Source organism: Priestia sp. VA7, from assembly GCF_055710015.1.
Map to the genome: position 1 here is coordinate 28,341 of NZ_JBVQPN010000003.1, position 18,802 is coordinate 47,142.

Annotated in this window: 21 protein-coding genes and 1 pseudogene; 14 read left to right on the top strand and 8 right to left on the bottom strand. The window is 39.4% G+C overall.

The features are described 5' to 3' along the window. Positions 1-34: 34 nt before the first annotated feature. A complete protein-coding gene (locus tag AC0C45_RS12525) occupies positions 35-874 on the bottom strand; it encodes a C40 family peptidase (protein ID WP_237892687.1) in 840 nt (279 codons plus the stop codon). 434 nt (positions 875-1,308) lie between these two features. Continuing rightward, positions 1,309-1,959, bottom strand: coding sequence for a DUF975 family protein (locus AC0C45_RS12530; RefSeq protein WP_237892686.1), 651 nt, complete (start codon positions 1,957-1,959; stop codon positions 1,309-1,311). Positions 1,960-2,152: 193 nt separating this feature from the next. Here AC0C45_RS12530 and AC0C45_RS12535 point away from each other — a divergent pair, with 193 nt between their 5' ends. Beyond that, entirely contained in the window at positions 2,153-2,506 is a 354-nt protein-coding gene (locus tag AC0C45_RS12535) for a DUF4181 domain-containing protein (RefSeq protein WP_237892685.1), read from the top strand. On the opposite strand, the gene AC0C45_RS12540 is transcribed toward AC0C45_RS12535, so the two are convergent. Next, positions 2,466-2,663, bottom strand: coding sequence for a hypothetical protein (locus tag AC0C45_RS12540; protein ID WP_237892684.1), 198 nt, complete (start codon positions 2,661-2,663; stop codon positions 2,466-2,468). The genes AC0C45_RS12535 and AC0C45_RS12540 overlap by 41 nt on opposite strands. Before the next feature lie 141 nt (positions 2,664-2,804). Then, positions 2,805-3,818 (bottom strand): S66 family peptidase, encoded by a 1,014-nt coding sequence (locus AC0C45_RS12545; RefSeq protein WP_237892683.1) that lies wholly within the window; start codon positions 3,816-3,818, stop codon positions 2,805-2,807. A gap of 148 nt (positions 3,819-3,966) precedes the next feature. On the opposite strand from AC0C45_RS12545, the gene AC0C45_RS12550 reads away from it, so the two are divergent. Then, entirely contained in the window at positions 3,967-4,479 is a 513-nt protein-coding gene (locus AC0C45_RS12550) for a sigma-70 family RNA polymerase sigma factor (protein ID WP_016765037.1), read from the top strand. A gap of 19 nt (positions 4,480-4,498) precedes the next feature. Then, on the top strand, positions 4,499-5,662 hold the full coding sequence (locus AC0C45_RS12555; protein ID WP_237892682.1) for a DUF4179 domain-containing protein: 1,164 nt from the start codon (positions 4,499-4,501) through the stop codon (positions 5,660-5,662). 46 nt (positions 5,663-5,708) lie between these two features. On the opposite strand, the gene AC0C45_RS12560 is transcribed toward AC0C45_RS12555, so the two are convergent. Further along, on the bottom strand, positions 5,709-6,128 hold the full coding sequence (locus tag AC0C45_RS12560; RefSeq protein WP_016765035.1) for a MarR family winged helix-turn-helix transcriptional regulator: 420 nt from the start codon (positions 6,126-6,128) through the stop codon (positions 5,709-5,711). Between the two features lie 141 nt (positions 6,129-6,269). On the opposite strand from AC0C45_RS12560, the gene AC0C45_RS12565 reads away from it, so the two are divergent. From AC0C45_RS12565 to AC0C45_RS12575, 3 genes are all read left to right on the top strand, one after another. Further along, complete coding sequence (locus tag AC0C45_RS12565; protein ID WP_237892681.1) at positions 6,270-6,617, top strand: DUF6054 family protein; 348 nt, start codon at positions 6,270-6,272, stop codon at positions 6,615-6,617. Positions 6,618-6,822: 205 nt separating this feature from the next. Beyond that, a complete protein-coding gene (locus AC0C45_RS12570) occupies positions 6,823-7,203 on the top strand; it encodes a FixH family protein (RefSeq protein WP_472928173.1) in 381 nt (126 codons plus the stop codon). A gap of 278 nt (positions 7,204-7,481) precedes the next feature. Further along, positions 7,482-8,687 (top strand): hypothetical protein, encoded by a 1,206-nt coding sequence (locus AC0C45_RS12575; protein ID WP_472928174.1) that lies wholly within the window; start codon positions 7,482-7,484, stop codon positions 8,685-8,687. A gap of 140 nt (positions 8,688-8,827) precedes the next feature. Here AC0C45_RS12575 and AC0C45_RS12580 read toward each other — a convergent pair. After that, positions 8,828-8,983: pseudogene (locus tag AC0C45_RS12580) on the bottom strand (VOC family protein); the annotation flags it as partial. A 150-nt stretch (positions 8,984-9,133) separates the two neighbouring features. Between AC0C45_RS12580 and AC0C45_RS12585 the strand changes: the two are divergent. Further along, positions 9,134-9,301, top strand: coding sequence for a hypothetical protein (locus AC0C45_RS12585; protein ID WP_168797082.1), 168 nt, complete (start codon positions 9,134-9,136; stop codon positions 9,299-9,301). A 232-nt stretch (positions 9,302-9,533) separates the two neighbouring features. Here the strand turns inward: AC0C45_RS12585 and AC0C45_RS12590 are convergent, their stop codons facing one another. Further along, positions 9,534-10,463, bottom strand: a complete 930-nt coding sequence (locus AC0C45_RS12590) for a DUF3298 and DUF4163 domain-containing protein (RefSeq protein ID WP_472928175.1) — start codon at positions 10,461-10,463, stop codon at positions 9,534-9,536. Between the two features lie 433 nt (positions 10,464-10,896). Here AC0C45_RS12590 and AC0C45_RS12595 point away from each other — a divergent pair, with 433 nt between their 5' ends. From AC0C45_RS12595 to AC0C45_RS12615, 5 genes are all read left to right on the top strand, one after another. After that, a complete protein-coding gene (locus tag AC0C45_RS12595; RefSeq protein WP_013084241.1) occupies positions 10,897-11,154 on the top strand; it encodes a FeoA family protein in 258 nt (85 codons plus the stop codon). Further along, positions 11,147-11,878 (top strand): FeoB small GTPase domain-containing protein, encoded by a 732-nt coding sequence (locus AC0C45_RS12600; RefSeq protein WP_171776846.1) that lies wholly within the window; start codon positions 11,147-11,149, stop codon positions 11,876-11,878. Before AC0C45_RS12595 ends, AC0C45_RS12600 begins: the two co-directional genes overlap by 8 nt. Before the next feature lie 13 nt (positions 11,879-11,891). Next, positions 11,892-13,259, top strand: coding sequence for a nucleoside recognition domain-containing protein (locus AC0C45_RS12605; RefSeq protein ID WP_053487989.1), 1,368 nt, complete (start codon positions 11,892-11,894; stop codon positions 13,257-13,259). Between the two features lie 197 nt (positions 13,260-13,456). Further along, a complete protein-coding gene (locus AC0C45_RS12610; RefSeq protein ID WP_013084238.1) occupies positions 13,457-13,834 on the top strand; it encodes a hypothetical protein in 378 nt (125 codons plus the stop codon). A 116-nt stretch (positions 13,835-13,950) separates the two neighbouring features. Continuing rightward, entirely contained in the window at positions 13,951-14,934 is a 984-nt protein-coding gene (locus tag AC0C45_RS12615) for an HD domain-containing protein (protein WP_237892679.1), read from the top strand. Between the two features lie 90 nt (positions 14,935-15,024). On the opposite strand, the gene AC0C45_RS12620 is transcribed toward AC0C45_RS12615, so the two are convergent. Beyond that, a complete protein-coding gene (locus tag AC0C45_RS12620) occupies positions 15,025-16,131 on the bottom strand; it encodes a GntR family transcriptional regulator (RefSeq protein ID WP_034650115.1) in 1,107 nt (368 codons plus the stop codon). A gap of 338 nt (positions 16,132-16,469) precedes the next feature. Between AC0C45_RS12620 and AC0C45_RS12625 the strand changes: the two genes are divergently transcribed. Next, on the top strand, positions 16,470-18,101 hold the full coding sequence (locus tag AC0C45_RS12625; protein ID WP_034650116.1) for a xylulokinase: 1,632 nt from the start codon (positions 16,470-16,472) through the stop codon (positions 18,099-18,101). Next, positions 18,095-18,793, top strand: coding sequence for an L-ribulose-5-phosphate 4-epimerase (locus tag AC0C45_RS12630; protein WP_034650117.1), 699 nt, complete (start codon positions 18,095-18,097; stop codon positions 18,791-18,793). The genes AC0C45_RS12625 and AC0C45_RS12630 overlap by 7 nt, the downstream gene beginning before the upstream one ends. Positions 18,794-18,802: the final 9 nt, after the last annotated feature.

Here is an 18,802-nt window from a genome sequence, read left to right on the forward strand (position 1 = left end):
AGAACGTATCTAACGATTAGAGGGCATTTTTTTCTTAGAAGCGTCCGTATCCTAAGAAATGATCTTGATAATAAGAAACATCTAGGTCAGCTACTGCTACACCGTGTGAACCAGCATGAATCATTTGGCCGTTTCCGATGTAGATTCCCATGTGAGATGGGCCGCTTGTGTATGTGTTTTGGAAGAATACTAGGTCGCCTGGTTGTGGAGACGAAATTTTTGTCGCCATGTTCCAGTAGTTGGCTACGCTTGTACGTGAAATGCTGTGACCGCTATGATTGAACACGTATGCGATAAAGCCTGAGCAGTCAAATCCGCTTGGTGTGTTTCCTGCCCATTGGTAAGGTGATCCTACTAAACTACGTGCAACATTTACTGTGCTTCCAGAAGCCGTGCTTGTTGTTGGAGCAGGTGCTGGTGTGCTTGTTTCTTGTGCTGCAGATGTAGATGCTGTAGAGGTAGAAGGAGTTGATGTGCTTACACCTTTTACTTGGCTTGCGCTTGGTTTACCTGATGCAATTGTTACGTAGCTTGAGCTTTTTGAAATCCATTTGTTTGGTGCAATTTCAACTAAGCCGTTTGCTTCTTTTAAAATAGCAAACTCTTGACCTTGTGTTGCAGTTCCAACGACTGGAGATGAAAAGCTAGCTCCTTGACGAATATTTAACGCACTCACGTTTACGATGACTTTTTGATTAGTAGTAGTAGTTGCTTGTTGTTGAGGTACGCTTGCCGTTACCTTTTCTTGTACGGGTGCTGGTGCAGCGCCTCCGTCATTTGCACTTGCTGAAGTTGTGCTAAATGTTAGGGCAGCGGGAACAAGTAATGCTGCTAACCCCATATTCATAACTGTACGATTTGCTTTCTTTAGCATGTTCTTTCTCCCTTTCCATAACTTGTTTTATTCACAACTGTGAGTCTATCAATCCTGACAGGAAAAGTAAACATCTAATTCCAAATTACGACATTTTGTAACATAGTTTTAATATTAAAGGGCGATATAAGTAGAATTGTCACCTTCTCTGTAATAATTCTGACAATTTATCTAGGTAGAAATGTTTAGGAGATTCATAGATTTATTAGAAAATATGTAAGGAGGATGGAATTTTTCTATTTTTTCGTTGAAAAAGGAGAGGGGAATAAAAAAACAACAGCTAAATAGCTGCTGTTTCTAGAGTATATAGTTCGATGGTAACATAGTTTGTATCGAACTTAGTGAATAACGGGGCAAATTTCAACTAATGTACATGGAGAGAATACCAAACCTAAATAAAAAACCGTATTCGCAACTCGAATACGGTTTTTCGTTTATTCAGCTACTTCAGTTTCATTTGCTTTTAGCTTTTCATAAAACACACCAAGCGAAGTTGTTACGTACGGAACGAGCCATAATAACCCAATACCAAGCGTGATGATACTTAAAATGCCCCAGCCGATAAAGCTTAAAAGGAGTAAAAAGTAGGTCCACTTGTAGCCGTTCATTAACCGTCTGCTTTCAGTAATAGATTGGTTCACCGAATAATCGGGGTTATCGCGGAATACGTAGTAAGCCTGTGAATAGGCAAGACTTTTGATGATGCCAGGAATGATTAATAAAATACTCCATAGCACGGTATAAATAATCGTTAGTAAGTAAAGTCCGAGTGTTCTAAAATATAGTCCCGCAGATGAAAACGAATCAAACACATTTCCTACACGTACACTTTCTCCTCGAACCAGACGCAATAGTACCCAGTAGTAAGAGAAAAAGAGCGGTACGAGCAGCAGGGATACCATATTAGCTAAGGTAGACTGAGAGTATTCAGTTTCGGACCCGCTTGGAAATCCGTTGATTAAAAAGTCAATAAGTCCTGGAATACCGGCAGCGATTAAATACGTAACGAACGTAAGCAGTACGGCAAATCCCCAGCGGTTTTTCAGCGCTGCGAGTGCACCTTGCTTTACTTCTTTTATTCTCATAACTTGATGTCCCCCTCTAGATGAGTTTATACAGAGAATTTAACCTGTACATTAGTCAATATATTAGCGATTTTTAAATATATGAATGCTTGCACTCATAAGTTGTGTAAAGATTTTTTAGACGCTTGAAATTTGTGGGAAGTTCTTTAAAATGGAAGTATAAGGATATTTTTAGCCGGAAGGAGGAGTGAAAATGACGCTTGTGTATTTGCTGATTTTGGCAGTCGTTTATATCTTTCTGGATCTTGTCATGCGAAAAAAGCTGCATACAAAGATGAAAAAAAGCTATTGGAGAAGCTTTGAAGGAAGGCGTCCGCTGTTTATCACCATTGAAATGGTGCTGCTTGCTTCGTTTTTAGTGCTGATCTTTGTTATGCCTCCAGCCTACACATCCGTTTTTATGTTTCTTTTCTTGTTTCTCCTGTACGTGCTTCGAGGTTTCGAAGAATGGAAGTTTGAAAGAAATCAAAAAGAGCACTATCACTCGTGGCTTGGAGCAACCTTTTTCATGTTTGCTTCGTTTTTAGTGTTGATGAGAGATATGTAAAACAAGGTTGAGACATAACGAAATGAACCGCTGTTGATTTCCGTGCAAGACTTCGCTTTCTGCGGGCGGCCGGTGAGCCTCCTCGTCGCAAATGCTCCTGCGGGGTCTCACTTGTTCCGCTTTTCCCGCAGGAGTCTTCGTCTTGCCCTCCAATCAACCATTGGAAGCACCTACATATATGAAACAAATCTACTTTCACCATAACCATAAAAAATCCGAACGAATTGGATTCTCCATCAAGAATCCAATTCGTTCGGATCTTCCTTCAATCAAACTACTTTTATACAAGCTTCTTTTTTTACGTAAAGTATTGAACAACTCTGCCTTTATTTTTCTCTACGTTAACACTCGCATACGCGCCGTTAATAAGCGTGAGCTGAGGAGGGAGGTGTCCGCAGTCGATGTCATAGATAACTGGAATATGTAAGTCAGAAGCAAGGTCGAGATACACGTCTTCAGCGGTGTAGGAATCAACGGGCTTATTAGCGCTGCTTCTGCCGAATAAAATACCTGAGCAGTTATCAAACCAGCCCGCTAGCTTAAGCTGAAGAAGCGAGCGGCGAAGGTCAGCGGTCGTGAGTTCACAGTTGTCAAAATACCAAATGACCGGCTCAGCAGGAATGTATTTTTCTAGAAACGTTTTTACATCTCCAAAAGGAGTTCCTACTAAGTGCCTGATCACGTCAATACATCCTCCGAGAAGACGCCCTTTGATGTGCACGTCGCTTAACTCCGTATGCTTCCAAGCGGTTTGTTCCGTTAAATGAAACACGCATGGTGACGGGTTGTCATGCTGCCATTCTTTTTGATAGCGATCAGAAGAAATTTGAACCACGCTTTCTCCTTTTTTGGTCGTCAGCACCTGCTGCCACATCGCAGTCGTTGGATCCCAGTGCTCTCCTCGCAAGTCCACAAAGTTGGTTCCATGAGCCGTTGCAATCCCGGTGTTAAGTGTAATAGCCAGCAAAAGAACGCTGGTGTCAGAATAGCCAAGCACCCATTTTGCTGTCCATTTTGTAAAGTCGAGATGTTCAAGAATTTCAATCAGCAGCTCGCCTCCCCAAGGCGGGATAATGATATCAATGTTTCTATCTTCTATCATGGCTTGAAGCTCATTTGCACGTTTTTTAGGAGAAGCGGATTTTGCTTTATGCTGCGTCCACACGGTTTCTCCCGGTATAACAGAAAAGCCTTTTTCTTTCATTTGTTCACACGATAAAGAAAACATGGAATGAAGAGCTTGAGGTACACCAGAAGAAGGTGCGGTTATACCGATGGTTGGGTTGGATGTAAGAAAAGGATAGGTAATCATAGCGGCCTCCTTCAAAGGTTTTAGCTTATTTTACCAGCAAGAGAAATACTGAACAAGCTTATTTGTCATTTAATTTAGGAAGATTGATAGGTTTTGTAAAAAGAATCCGTATTAATAGATGTAAAAGCAAGCGGAAAGGAGCAATGTCATGGAAGATGACTGGATTGTTGCGTGTATAACGCGAAAAAAAGAAAAAGGATTAGAGCTGTTAATCGATCAGTACGGAGGATTAATTACGGCCATTGTACGCAAGCATTTAGGCACGCTGAAAAGCTACGAGGAAGAGTGTGTAAACGACGTATTGTTAGCGGTGTGGCATCATATTGATCGCTTTGATTCGGAGAAAAATACGTTTAAAAATTGGGTTGCAGCTGTTGCTAAGTACAAAGCCATTGACTATCAGCGCAAATACATAAAAACGCAGCACGAATCGCTTAGCGAAGCGGGAATGGGTGAAACGTCAGAAGTTCATAACATTCAAACAAACGACGTGGAAGAACTCTTAGGTCACTTAAGCGAAGGAGACCGCGAGCTGTTTAAAGCGTATTACTTACAGGAAGTCGAGCTGAAGCAAATTGCTGAAAAACAGCAGACTACCATCAGCAATTTATACAACCGGCTGTCGCGCGGACGCAAAAAGTTAAAAGCGATTTTCAAATAAGAAACAAGGAGGGACAAAGATGAAAAATCAATATGACTTATTAAACGGATCTTCTGTAGATTTTGATGAATATGAAGAAATTGAGCTAACGGCAAGCGAGAAAAAGCGTATGAAAAAACGCTTAAAACATGACATAAAGCCGACTCGAAAAAAAGCGCGTCCGCTGATCGCCGCTGCGGTGCTGCTGCTTGCTGTGACGCCTGTAATGATGCAAAACGAAACGGTATGGGCATCGGCTGTGCGAATCAGTCAGCAAATTGGCCAGCAAATCGAGCTGCTTATGAACAAGCCTGAAGGCAGCTTGAGCAGCTATAAAAAAATGATAAATGAAACGGCGACTGACCAAGGCATTCAAGTAAAAGTAAATGAACTGATGCTGGATGACGGACAGGTGCTGCTTGGATTAACGATCAGCGCAGATGAATTTAGAAGAACTGCACTAGGGCTTAACCGAGACGCATCAATTCGACCGGGAGAGCTGCGCGTGAAAATTGGCAACATGTCGTTTTTTGATTCGGCTTCCAGTATTAGAAAGGAACCAATCAAAAACAAAGACGGAAGCTGGAACTATCTGTACGCTTTAAAACTAACGCAAGCGGACACGAACGGAGACGGGAAAATCGATGTGGAAGGCTACAATGTACTAGATCATATTGATCCAAATAAAAACTATCAAATCAGTGCGCAGTTCACAAGTCTAGAATTTGAAAAGAATCCTGCTCAGACGAAAAGCGGGAACTACCGGGATTCCTACGGAGAAATTAAAGGAAATTGGACGGTTCATACAAGCGTAAACGGCTCAAAAATCATTACTGATACAAAAGTGTATCCGTTGAATAAAGAAATTCCGATTAACGAAAAAGGAATAAAAGGCGTATTGTCCATCAAAGAAGTTCGCGTATCGCCTGTTTCGATTAAGCTACACTATACGTTTACATCGTCAACAGGAAGCATTCGAAACGGAACGAACGTGGGCGTAAAAATAAAAGACCAAAATGGAAGAGATCTTTCTGAAAGCGGCAGTGGAGGAGGAACAGACAAGGTGCTAGAGATGGACGGAGAGTACCGGAATGATAAAGACGTTATTATGCTTAGATTTATTCCGTATGTAAGTGATTATGAAAACGACAGTTCAAAAGATTTAACTTCAGACGCCTTTAATTTGAAGGTAAACAACAACTAACCAAAATAAAAACCAGATGCCTGCTTAGCGTGCATCTGGTTTTTTATTAGATATCCATTTTATTTAACAAGCGAAGAAACGTTTGTAATTCTTCATCCGTAAAATGGCTAAGCTTTTCACCATATTCTTTGGTGAGTACTTTTTCCATTTCTTCTGCAAACGCTTTTCCTTTATCCGTAATGGATAAGTAGACAACGCGGCGGTCTTTTTGACTGCGTACGCGCGTGACAAATTCTCTTTCCATGAGACGGTCGCTGACGCACGTCATGCTGCTGTTTGAGATGTGCATATGCTCTGCAATCTCAGAAACGATATGATTGCCTTCTTTATACAGCAGGCGAAGCGCTAAAAATTCATTTAAAGGAATATATGATTTTAAAGTGGGGATAACCGATAGCTGCATTTTTTTCGTTTGGTTTCGCATCGTGGAAACCACATTTTGGATAAGTTGATCTCGTGTATTCATAGAGGTTGTATGCTCCTTTTTCCGTTCAAACAATTCTTTTTCTTCTATTGTACCATATTGTACATAAAGAGAAGCGGCAGGTTTTTTAGAGAGAAAAAGAGAAGTAGTACATATCTGTTGCGATAGAAAGGGGCTTGAGTGATGGAAAAGGTAATTGAGTTTAAAACGACGCTGCTTCCTTTTGATGGAGCAAAAAAGCTTGTGAATGCAAATAATTCCGAAAGTGACTTATTATACAAGGAATATTATGATCTCGGAGACGGCAAGCAGATGTGTACGCTTGTGTTTGAACGCTATTTTTTCCGCACCGGCGGCAGAGGATCACTAACGATTATTTTAGAAAATGTGTCCGGTCCAAACAAAGTAAAGTGTATTCCTTCAGGAAGCGCAGAAGGGATATTAAATATTGATTGGAGAGCAAGCAAGGATTTTGTACGATGGGTAGAAAACGCCCTCTCATCGTACACGTTAGAAGAACCGCAGAGATAAAGGCAAAGCTGGAGAAGGCAATGAGCTTCTTCAGCTTTTTTTATAAAGCGAAGGGCGAGTAGAGAAATGAAAAGATGCAAAAGCTACTGTAGAAATAAGAACTTTATGTGGACAATAAGCATTTTTTCTCTTTTTACCGGATAAATAAGTATAATATGAAATTGCAGGAAGACTTCACATTTACATAATAAAGGAGAACAACATAATGAAAAAACTCAGCATCGTATTATTTGTTTTAATGATAGCTATAGTAGGCTGTTCAAAAAATGATTCAAGTTCAAAAGAAGTAAAAGGAACGATTGAAGTACCGGAATCAATTCAAGCAAATGAACAAGTCAAGCTTAAAGTCCTTGTGACGCAAGGAGATAAAAAAGTGGAAAACGCCGATGACGTGCAGTTTCAAGTTGAAAAAGAAGGCTATATCAATCAAGAAATGACAAAAGCGCCGCACGAAGGAAAAGGTGTATACAGCACGGACTATACGTTTAAAGAAGAAGGCGAATATATGATTACCGCTCACGTGACGGTGGACGGTGACATGAAAATGTTTACGAAAAAAGTAGAGGTAGGCAAGTCTGAAGAGTAGTACCGTAATAGCCATTTAAAAAGAGAATGCCTTATGCATTCTCTTTTTTTTATAAGCTCGCTTCTTCAATATCCTTTACCGTCAGCACAAAATGGTTTAATTTTTTAATCATTTCGTTTCTTCCTAGACAGCAAACCAAACGTTAGGGAATTTGTGGTAAAATTAGGATAATAACAGTAATCTTGTTCAACTAACGAGGAAGTAAAGTTGAGCAAGCCCTTTTTTCTAAAAAAGAATATTCTCTTTCCTTAGGGAATTACCAATTGGGGATGAAAAGAATGAATCATTTTCTGAATCAAATTGCCAAGGACTTAACTAACATGAGCTTAGAAAGGTATTGGCCAAATTTTGAACTTGTTGCCTATGCATTGTACGACGAAAAGAGTGTAATCCTGTTCAATCATCCTAGGTATAATAACATTCCTCCTAAATCATATGAAATTTTAAAACGGGGCGAGCAGTTTGTGGGAAATACGCTTATTCTATTTGATGGCTATCCTACGGCTATTGCTGATATGGAATTGTACGATGACTATGAAGGACTTTTTTCGATATTGGTCCACGAATTGTTCCACGAAAATCAGTATATAAAAGAGGAAAAACGCTTCCCTGATGAAATGCTGGGAATAACCTATCCCTTAACAAAAGAGAATGTAGAAATTCGAAATCGCGAAAGGAAAAGTCTTTATAATGCATTGTTAGAAACTGATATCAGTAAAAAGAAGCAGTATTTGAACGAGTTTATCAGCCTAAGGGAAAAAAGGGCAGAAGGAATAAAAGAGCATCTAACATATGAAAACTTAATTGAATCTGTTGAAGGACCTGCCTGGTACGTTGAAATAAAGGCTTTTTCAGAAAAATCTTCGCTCGCTAATGATTTAGTTTTAGAAATATATAGAAAAAATCTAATAAACGCCGTTGAATCCACTTCCAATATAAGGCGGAGCTGTTACAGTTCAGGCTTATTTATGTGTTTGTTGCTGGATGAATTGTCACCCGATTGGAAGGAAAGTTTTTTGGGTACTAAAACAACACTATTTGAGTTAATCAAATTTCTTGATATTGCCCCTCGAAAACAGGCAATTGAAGAGGTTCAAATAAGCCCGGAAACAGAAGCAGCAGTAAATTTTGCAATTGAATCAAGGAAGAAAGAACTTGATGAATTCGAAGCACAGATAGGAACCCATCTTTTTATCGAAGGAGAAATCATTGCTTTATCCTTTGATCCGATGAATATTGTCCCTTTTGAGAACAGGTTATTACATAAAAATTATATAAAAGTAAGGATAAATAACCAAGAATACTTTATTCAACAACCATCTCTTACCTATTGTGCGGATGGATTAAAAAATATAAATAAATTACTCATCCTATTAAAGGATAAACCATTGGAAACTGGTGATTCCCTTTTAATTGCTGGTATTGGAGAAATAATGGGGCAGTATACAATACAGGAAGATACGATCAATTTGGTTGTTAATTAGATTGTAAGGGCGCATTTTATAGGAAGCAAGGTCCCTTACATAATAAAGAAAACTTGCAAACTTCTATTGCGAGTTTTCTTTTGAGGTCTATGATATAGCAACAATATTTATGAAAACAGCTCTTTTTAAATAAGGACGCTTTAATCTACGTAATTGGATAGCTCAATCAAATTGTAGTCAGGATCCCGAATATAGACAGAAACAATAGGCCCTACAGCACCTGTACGTTTTACTGGTCCTTCTTCAATATTTACATTATGTTTTTGTAAGTGCCTAATTACGCTTTCGATTTTTTCTATTGTGGTTTTACACAATGCATTAAAGGGTTATGGGATTTTATATTAATATTGGATAAGGAGTGGCATTTATTTTAGTAACTTGGTCTGGAAAGTTTGTTGATTAGATGTGTTAAAAATTTAAATACATATATGAATGGAGAGGCTCGTATGTCTATGGGAATACTTTCTTTAATCACTTTTGTTATCTGGTTTGTAGCCATTCAAGAGTTTTTAAAACCTGAAAAGAATCAGAGTAACCGAAAAATAATGATGTTAACATCCGCAGGCTCCTTGCTGACGTTAGTTCTGACCATTTCACTTTTTCAATCACTATAAAAATACCTCAAAAAGCAGTTTTTCTCGGCTATCAGCAGCGTAATGTAGGCAGCCCTGAGTTCTTCTATGGCTGTATAATTTGATTTTCTGCAATATCCGAAAAAATGATGGTAAAAGGGAAGGAGATTAGGGATAACCTTTCTTTTTTGCTCCGCTTATTTTGCAGAAAAAAAGAAAAAGAAGCTTATGAACTGATGGTTCGCAGGCTTCTTTTTTGTTTTATAAGACAATCTTATTTATAAACGCTGGAAGGAATTTTAAACGTATGAATGCCGTTAGAATACGGGCCGTACTCATACTCACCAAATATAATGGCAATGCCGCTACTTGTGTAGTAAAACTGATCTTCTTTTAAGTTTACAGACTTAAATTCATTAACCCAGAACTGAGCACCTTTTTTATTGCGAGCAATCATTTCATTACGAATATAGTTATTAACTTTATTCAACTTAGTGTTGTTGTTAATAATATCTTTTAAGCTAATTTGTCGAGCTTTCAACAAATCGTAATTATAAGTATCAATCCAAGCGTTGCCGTGAGCGCCGCCAGCGTACGCATCATTCGTAATAGCAACACTTAAAATATTATCTTGGTTGTAAGGTACAGAGTATGTCATATTACGAGAATAAGGACCTGGTGCCCAGCCGCTTTTGCGGTCTTCCTTTTCTTGTTCTTTTAGCTCGTTGTGTTCTTTTTGTACTTCTTTTGCAATATTTAAAAATTTTCGATTATAGCTAGCTTCAAATGGTTTATTGATAAGGCCGGATACCTGCGGATAGCTAATGTTGCTTGCTAAAGATTTCTTTGTAACTGTTACTCCTAGTGCTTGAATTTTGTCACTAGGCGCTTTTTCATACTTAATACTTGATGACTTTTGAGCATAGGTGCCCTTTGATACCCCATACAGACCACCAAATTTGCTGGACTCAGAATACACGCGGAATACTTGCCCTTTTGTCACTTTTCTAGCCGCTACTAACTTGTTGTTTTTAATGTTGTAAAGATTAGTGTTCTTTAAAACGGTAACGCGTCCTATTTGCCCTTTAACCAGCTCCTGATTCCCCCACACGACTTTTGCTTCTGCAACTGTTTGCGGAGCAAGCGGCGTGAATAACAAAGCCAAACCTAAAACAACTGCGCTAACTCTTTTGAACCTTTTCATAAAAGCCTCCTAAAGTGATTTTTTGAGGTTTTAAAGCTAATCAATACTTTATTTTCAAAAAAAACCCATTCACTAGTATAGCATATTTTTACAGTTTTTTATTTTTATCAATTCGTTTTTACTAAATTATTTTTCGACTTGATTCCTCTTATTAAATGATTAAATAAAATAGACCAGCGCACTTTATGCCTTCAGTAGAAATAAGAAAAAACACAGTATTTTACCCTAGACTAAAAAAGTTTCCTGTGGTAAACTTTTGGTATCATAACAAGTAAAAACTGAAAATTTTAAATAAATTATGCTGACATGTTCATTTTTCTGCACCAGCAGAATACCCTATTAAAAATCAACGAGCATATTTTTTTTACCTTAAAAGTTGGTCTAATGAAAAAAACATAACCTTAGGTAAAAAATGAGAAGGGACGAAAAATAGATGGCTAGTGTAAATAATTATCCATTGTCTACATTTACGACAGGTGAAACGGTACAGCTAGAGCGAATCGAAATCGAGGGTGCCTTAAAGCGACGCTTGTTAGATTTAGGATTTATTCCAGGAGCAATTATCAAAGTGCTTCAAAAAAGCCCGTTAGGAGATCCTGTTGCTTATCAAGTCAGTCATACAACGATTGGTCTCAGAAAAGAAGAGAGCTCAAAAATTTATGTAAAAAAAGTAGGTGATGACGATGAGTAAGTATCGTATTGCATTAGCAGGAAATCCGAACACAGGAAAAAGTACGTTATTTAATAGCTTGACCGGTCTTAAGCAACACACGGGAAACTGGACGGGAAAAACGGTAGCCAAAGCAGAAGGGACGTTTGAACACCACCAGCAGCTCTACACAATTGTCGATTTGCCTGGAACGTATTCACTGTATTCAAATTCGGCAGATGAAGAAGTAGCGCGTGACTATATTTTATTTGAAAGACCTGACGTTACGGTTGTGGTGGTCGATGCAACGGCGATGGAGCGAAATCTTAATTTAGCGCTGCAAGTGATGGAAATGACTGAAAACGTCGTGATTTGCGTGAACTTAATGGATGAAGCAAAGAAAAAAGGAATTGTGATTAACGAAAAAAAGCTCGCTGAATCGTTAGGCGTACCGGTTGTGCCTATATCAGCACGTAATAGAAAAGGAATTATAAATTTGCTCGATGCAATTGAAGGAGTCGTGCGAGGGCAGGTAAAACTTAACCCTTACCAGGTACAGTACACAAAAGAAATTGAAGCGTCACTAAAGGAGCTAGAACCTCAAGTCGCTTCTATTGTTGGAAATCAATTTCCTTTGCGCTGGATTGCTTTACGGGTTCTTGATGGAGATACGTCATTTTTAGAAACGATTCAGCTGCGTCAGCAGCAAAACATCAGTCACACAGAAAGGAGGAACAGCGCATATGGGAAATCCGTTAATTCCTGAAAACTCATTAGCAATGGAACAATTAACGCGCTATGCCCAGCAGGCAAAAGAAAAAGATCATCGTTCAAATATGGTGGCAAGCATTTATCAGTCGTCACAGCAAATATGTAAAAAATCAGTTGTGTACGAAGACCGCTCAAAGCTTCAGCGCACAGAAAAGCTAGATAAAGTCTTTACCTCGCCAATTTGGGGATTTCCAATTATGCTTGGTATTTTATCAGTAATTTTTTATATCACCATAGCCGGCGCAAATGTTCCTTCTGGATTAATCGCACAAGGTTTTGGCTGGGCGGAAGGGTACTTAACAGCTTTCTTTCAAGCGATGCATGCGCCGGAATGGCTGCACGGAATTCTTGTACTAGGGCTGTTTCGAGGTACAGGATGGGTCATTAGTGTCATGCTGCCTCCAATGGCCATCTTTTTCCCGGTATTTGCCCTTTTAGAAAACTACGGCTACTTGCCTCGCGTCGCGTTTAATATGGATCGTTTGTTCAAACGAGCAGGTGCACACGGAAAGCAGTCACTAACGATGGCGATGGGATTTGGATGTAACGCCGCGGCGATTATGTCGACTCGTATTATTGAATCGCCTCGTGAACGTATGATGGCGATTTTAACAAATAATTTTGTTCCATGTAACGGCAGATGGCCTACGCTGATTTTATTAGCTTCTTTATTTATGGCGACCGGCTTTACAGGGAGTGCTAAAACTTTCGTAACGGCGCTTGTTGTAGTCGGAACAGTGTTATTTGGAATTGTGGTGACGCTGTTTGTATCGTGGGCACTGTCTAAAACGGCACTGCGCGGAGTTCCAACTCACTATACGCTAGAGCTTCCGCCTTACCGCAAGCCGAAATTTGTTGATACAATTGTGCGCGCGACGCTCGATAAATCGCTGTTCGTGTTAAAACGCGCGATTATTGTTGCAGCACCCGCAGCGGTGTTAACGTGGGTACTGGCCAACATCTATATCGGTGATACGAGTATTTTAATGCATTTTGTTCAGTTTCTTGATCCGTTTGCTAAATCGCTAGGACTAGACGGTTATATATTAGCTGCTTTTATCATTGGCTTGCCGGCTAATGAAATTGTGGTACCTGTTCTATTAATGGCGTATTTATCAACGGGTTCATTAATTGAAATTGAAGATGCGACTCGACTGAAACAAATTTTCCTTGATCACCACTGGACGTGGCTAACGGCTCTTAACATGATGTTGTTTTCGCTTCTGCATTTTCCGTGCGGAACGACGCTTGTGAATATTTATAAAGAAACCAAAAATGCAAAATGGACGTTTCTTGCTTTTGCGATTCCAACAGTGATTGCGATTGGCGTTACGTTTACGGTTGCTCAAGTGGTAAAAGCGTTTAACCTTATTTAAATATGAAATAAAAGTGCAGGGCTTTGAAAAGAGCCCTGTATTTTTTATGAGTAGTCAATGAGATAAAGAGTATGATAGGGTGAACTTGATTGCTATTTGTTAGGTTAAATGGTAATTTGTATGATGTAGATTTGCTTCATGCACAAAAAGAGATTAATAGAAAAAAGCGCCAATGAAATGCTAAAAGGAGGCTGACGGTGGGGATATTTTTTAATAAAATAGATTCAAAAAAAGCTAATAAGTATCAAACAAGACTATACTCTTGTTTCACCATTCTCATCATAGTGAATGTGATTAACAGCTGGTTTCTCGATTGGCTTTGGCTTTATATCACCACAAGTAGCGTTCTTGTTATACTAGTGATATTCCTGCTCAAAACACCTAAACGTGATTTAGATGAAGAGTGGAAGCAGCTAGAAATAGAGAAAGACGAGACTTTTGAAAATAAAGTCAATCTTTTGATTCGAAATGGCAGAAGAGACGTTGATGTTATTAAATATATACGGAAAGAAAAAAATCTTGGTTTGCTTCCTGCAAAGCAGTATTTTGATCGAATTAAAGCGTCAAGTGAATAATAAAAAACGACCTCTGGTAAGACGAGGTCGTTTTTAGTTACAGGCAAATGGAACCCTGCGATGTCTCAAGTTAGATTAAAATAAGTCCAAAATAGTTAGTAAAAGGAGAGAGAAATATGCTCATACTTTATGATGAGCTGTACGGGAAATTTGAAGCAGACGGCGTTCTTTTAGAACTCATTCAAAGTGATCCTGTACAGCGTTTAAAAGGAATTTACCAAGGCGGAGCGAGCCGGTTTGTAAATGAAAACTGGAATACTACTCGATATGATCATTCCATTGGTGCGATGATGCTTGTAAATAGACTCGGAGGCTCTTTGGAAGAGCAAATAGCGGCTTTATTACATGACGTTTCACATACGGCATTTTCTCATGTGATTGACTATGTTTTGGGACAAAAAGAAGAAAATTATCATGAAATGATTTACGAACAAATTGTGACTCAGTCGTCTATTCCTTCTATTTTAAAAAGCGCCGATTTAAACTGGCGAGAGATCTTACTCGATGAAAGCCAGTGGACGCTGCTCGAACAGCAAGCTCCGCACTTATGCGCTGACCGCGTGGATTATACGCTGCGGGATTTGTACGTATGCGGGGAGATTACTTTACAAGAAGTGCATGCGTTTTTGGATCAGCTTGTCGTATTTAATGGACAAATGGCGTGCAGTAATTTATCAGCGGCAGAGTGGTTTGTGGATGCTTACTACAAAGAAGTGATTGGCTTTTTTATGAATCCGCTTAATATGTTTGGAAATCATCAGCTGACGGAAACTATCAAGCTCGCTTTGCAAAAAGATATTTTATCTATCGAAGATTTTTTAAAGCAGGATGACGATGTGGTTTGGCTGCTGAAAAACGCTGGAGATAGCAGCGTTGAAGGGATGTTATCTGCTCTTTTTAACAGCAAAGTACAAAAAGGCACTGCTTCTTGTTATGATGTTCACCAAACGACAAAAATGCGCTGGGTTGACCCTCTTGTTATTAGTTCAAATGGGGCGAATTCTGTATCTCAGCTATCACTTATTGCTAAAAGACTAATAGAACAAGCAAAACAAAAGATCGAAAAAGGAGTATATCTCAACATTCAGGCTCCGTTATAAAGGGAATTAGTACATAAAGAAAGGGATGCATAATAATGTGCATCCCTTTCTCTCATAAGAAGTTTTATAGACCTCTAAGGGAGCCTTCTTTTAACGAACTTCATCACGCTTCGCATTTAACTCTTTAATCGTTTCACCTTCAACTAACACCGGCTGATAGTAGGTTTCGTTTGGCAAATCTTTTTTGCCCTGCAGCTTTTTAATGATCCAATCTGCCGCGTCGTGTCCCATTTGTTCTTGCGGGTGTGTTAGCGTTGTTAAATTAATCGTCGCATTTTTAGCGATGTACGAATTGTCTTGACCAATAATTGACAACTTGTCCGGAATGGACATACCAAGCTGTCTGCATACATTTACAACTTCTAATCCGACTTCATCGTTATAGCAGACAAGAGCCGTCATTTCGTCTTTGTTTTCAGTGAGAAACTCTTTTAAATTAGCGTACAAATCAAGCTTTGTTTCGGTGTTAAAAGACAGAATATGCTCAGGCTGAAAGCGGAGTTTTGCATCACCGAGCGCTTTTATGTAGCCTTTCATTCGGTACTTTCCCTGCAGGTCATCCATTTTTGCGATGAGCCCGATTTGAGTATGTCCTTTTGAAATTAATTCATTTGTGGCAAGGTAGCTTGACTGAACGTCGTCTAGACAAAAAAACGGAACGTCCAATTCTTCGTAGTAGGCGTTAATCATCGTAAACGGAACGTCTTGTTCTTTGAATGATAAATAATAAGAGATGTTTGGATTGTACAAATTACTTTTTGTAGGCTCAACAATTAGACCGTCTACTCCGTAGGAAAGCATCATTTCCAGCGCTTTTTTTTCTTGTTCCACATCGTTATTCGTGCTTGCCAGCAGCAGCGAATAATTATCTTTATTTAATCTGCTTTCAATTCCGCGAATAATAGAAGGGAAAATATAGTCGGAAATATACGTGGTAATTACACCGATTGTTTTGTTGGCAGAAGCCCCGCTAGATTTGGATTGATACTGATTGCTTACATAGGTGCCAGATCCTTTTTCGCTTCTTAAAAATCCTTCATTCGACAGCTCTAAAATGGCTTTTCGAACCGTATGTCTGCTGACACCATACGTTTCTTGCATGACCGATTCAGTCGGGATTTGTTCGCCCATGCTGTAATCGCCTGAAAGAATTTTGCTTTTTATATCCTCAATAATCACCTGATATTTTGGCTTCATGTTTTCACTTCTTTCGTAGTTGTATACATTCAACTTTTTTTATGTATAAAATTTGTATGGACATATTTTATCATGAACGTGAATAAATGAAAAGATTTCCTTGATTTTTAATCGAAAGGAAAATGATTTAAGGGTTGAATACCGATTTTTTAAAAGTTTAAGAAAGGAATAGTAGGGTGTTTTAAGTATTTGTGTGCATATATAATTTTTATATTGACAAATGTACGTACAAATAAATATACTTAAGTTGTTAACAAATTCAAACAGTGTTACATAAAACGGAAAGCGCTTCCTTACTGCTATAGGTATTGTTATAGCTATCAGAAAGGAGATTAAACGTGAAAACAACTCAAGAAAGCATAAAACAAGCAATTGCTAAAGGGAAAACGTCCCTTGGAATTGAACTTGGATCTACTCGTATTAAAGCGTTGCTGATCGATGAAAACTTTGAAACGATCGCATCAGGCAGTTATGAATGGGAAAATCTCTTAGAAGACGGTTTTTGGACGTACAACTTACTCGATATTATTACAGGTCTGCAAAGTGCTTACCGTGAAATGAAGCAAGAAGTGGAACGAAGCTACGGGATCACCATTCGAACAGTTGGCTCCATCGGCGTTTCAGCTATGATGCACGGATATATGGCGTTTGATAAAACGGGTGAGCTGCTAGTTCCGTTTCGAACGTGGCGTAATGCAACAACAAGCGCAGCAGCAAAAGAATTAACTGAACATTTCCAATTTAATATTCCTGAACGATGGAGCATTGCGCATCTGTATCAGGCAATCATCAATCAAGAAAAACATCTGCCGCGCATTGATTACATGACAACGCTAGCCGGCTATATTCACTGGCTGCTGACAGGCAGTAAGGCGCTTGGCATTGGAGACGCTTCAGGGATGTTCCCAATTGATGAACGTACGCAAAATTACAGTGAAGGTATGATGAAGCAGTTTAATGAGCTTATTTCTGACAAAGGATATCCATGGCAACTATCAGATATTCTGCCTGCAGTTCATACTTCAGGCGAGCAAGCAGGTACATTAACAGCGATAGGAGCCAGCATTTTAGATCAATCAAAAAATTTGCAGCCGGGCATTCCGTTTTGTCCTCCAGAAGGAGATGCGGGAACGGGAATGGTGGCGACAAACAGCGTAAGAAAACGCACGGGAAATGTTTCAGTAGGAACGTCCGTTTTTGCGATGATTGTACTAGATAAAAAGCTTTTAAACGTTTATCCGGAAATTGATTTGGTTACCACGCCAAACGGCAGTCCAGTTGCCATGGTTCATGCGAATAACTGCTCAAGCGACTTAAACGCCTGGCTCGGATTGTTTCGCGAATTTTCGGAGGCGATGGGGCAAAAAGTAGAGTCGGATAAATTATTTCAAGTAATGTTAAATAAAGCGCTAGAAGCTGATCCTGATGGAGGGGGCTTGCTAAGCTACGGCTATTTCTCAGGTGAAAATATTACCGGAGTAGAAAGTGGCCGTCCGCTATTTGTCCGTTCAGCAAAAAGCAATTTTAATCTAGCAAACTTTATGCGTACACATCTTTTTACAGCTTTTGGCGCTTTAAAAATAGGGATGGATCTTTTAGTCAAAGAAGAAAACGTAAAGATTCACAGCATTTTAGCGCACGGAGGATTATTTAAAACGCCGGTAGTTGGTCAAAAAATGATGGCAGCGGCAATCAACACGCCTGTTTCCGTCATGGACACAGCAGGAGAAGGCGGCGCGTGGGGAATGGCTATCCTTTCTTCTTATATGCTCAATAAAAGTGAGAATGAAAGTTTAGAAGATTTCTTGGATGATAAAGTCTTTAAAGAAGTGACCGCACAAGAGATTTATCCTGACGAACTCGATGTAAAAGGATTTGAAGCATTTATTAAAAGATATAAAAAAGGGCTAGTGATTGAAAAAGCAGCTGCAGAGCACCACAGCGAAGAACGGGAGGAGTTATTGTGCTAGATAAATTAAAAGAAGAAGTATTTCAAGCAAACGTCGATTTGCCAAAACACGGACTGGTCAAGTACACGTGGGGAAATGTAAGTGCCATTGATCGAGACAGCGGTTTGTTTGTGATTAAACCAAGCGGTGTGACGTACGAGAAAATGACGGCCAAAGACATGGTAGTCGTAGACCTAGAGGGGCGCGTGGTAGAAGGTGAGCTTAACCCGTCATCTGATACGCTGACGCATGCCGTACTCTATAAACATTACCCGCAAATTGGCGGTATTGCCCATACGCATTCAACGTGGGCGACGATTTGGGCTCAAGCAGGGCTTGATGTGCAGCCAATGGGAACGACGCATGCCGATACCTTTTATGGTTCCGTACCGTGCGCGCGCTTTTTGACCGAAAAAGAAGTGAATGACGGATATGAAGTGGAAACGGGCAAGGTGATCATTGAAACATTTGAAGAGCGCGACTTAGATGTGTTAGCGGTTCCTGGTATTTTACTTCAAGGGCACGGGCCGTTTACGTGGGGAAAAGATGCCAAATCAGCGGTGATGAACAGCGTCGTATTAGACGAAGTATCCAAAATGAACTTCTTTACACAAAAATTAAACGGGCTGGCTGAAGAGCTGCCGCAGCGCATATTAGACAAACATTATTTACGAAAACACGGAAAAAACGCGTATTACGGGCAAGGACAGTAAAAGACTTAC

Bases quoted from the DNA above. Each gene is read 5' to 3' on its own strand.
- AC0C45_RS12545 (WP_237892683.1), bottom strand. From the start codon at position 3,818: ATGATTACCTATCCTTTTCTTACATCCAACCCAACCATCGGTATAACC.
- AC0C45_RS12575 (WP_472928174.1), top strand. From the start codon at position 7,482: ATGAATCATTTTCTGAATCAAATTGCCAAGGACTTAACTAACATGAGC.
- AC0C45_RS12600 (WP_171776846.1), top strand. From the start codon at position 11,147: ATGAGTAAGTATCGTATTGCATTAGCAGGAAATCCGAACACAGGAAAA.
- AC0C45_RS12605 (WP_053487989.1), top strand. From the start codon at position 11,892: ATGGAACAATTAACGCGCTATGCCCAGCAGGCAAAAGAAAAAGATCAT.
- AC0C45_RS12550 (WP_016765037.1), top strand. From the start codon at position 3,967: ATGGAAGATGACTGGATTGTTGCGTGTATAACGCGAAAAAAAGAAAAA.
- AC0C45_RS12555 (WP_237892682.1), top strand. From the start codon at position 4,499: ATGAAAAATCAATATGACTTATTAAACGGATCTTCTGTAGATTTTGAT.
- AC0C45_RS12565 (WP_237892681.1), top strand. From the start codon at position 6,270: ATGGAAAAGGTAATTGAGTTTAAAACGACGCTGCTTCCTTTTGATGGA.
- AC0C45_RS12620 (WP_034650115.1), bottom strand. From the start codon at position 16,131: ATGAAGCCAAAATATCAGGTGATTATTGAGGATATAAAAAGCAAAATT.
- AC0C45_RS12590 (WP_472928175.1), bottom strand. From the start codon at position 10,463: ATGAAAAGGTTCAAAAGAGTTAGCGCAGTTGTTTTAGGTTTGGCTTTG.
- AC0C45_RS12530 (WP_237892686.1), bottom strand. From the start codon at position 1,959: ATGAGAATAAAAGAAGTAAAGCAAGGTGCACTCGCAGCGCTGAAAAAC.
- AC0C45_RS12615 (WP_237892679.1), top strand. From the start codon at position 13,951: ATGCTCATACTTTATGATGAGCTGTACGGGAAATTTGAAGCAGACGGC.
- AC0C45_RS12585 (WP_168797082.1), top strand. From the start codon at position 9,134: ATGTCTATGGGAATACTTTCTTTAATCACTTTTGTTATCTGGTTTGTA.
- AC0C45_RS12595 (WP_013084241.1), top strand. From the start codon at position 10,897: ATGGCTAGTGTAAATAATTATCCATTGTCTACATTTACGACAGGTGAA.
- AC0C45_RS12570 (WP_472928173.1), top strand. From the start codon at position 6,823: ATGAAAAAACTCAGCATCGTATTATTTGTTTTAATGATAGCTATAGTA.
- AC0C45_RS12560 (WP_016765035.1), bottom strand. From the start codon at position 6,128: ATGAATACACGAGATCAACTTATCCAAAATGTGGTTTCCACGATGCGA.
- AC0C45_RS12535 (WP_237892685.1), top strand. From the start codon at position 2,153: ATGACGCTTGTGTATTTGCTGATTTTGGCAGTCGTTTATATCTTTCTG.
- AC0C45_RS12525 (WP_237892687.1), bottom strand. From the start codon at position 874: ATGCTAAAGAAAGCAAATCGTACAGTTATGAATATGGGGTTAGCAGCA.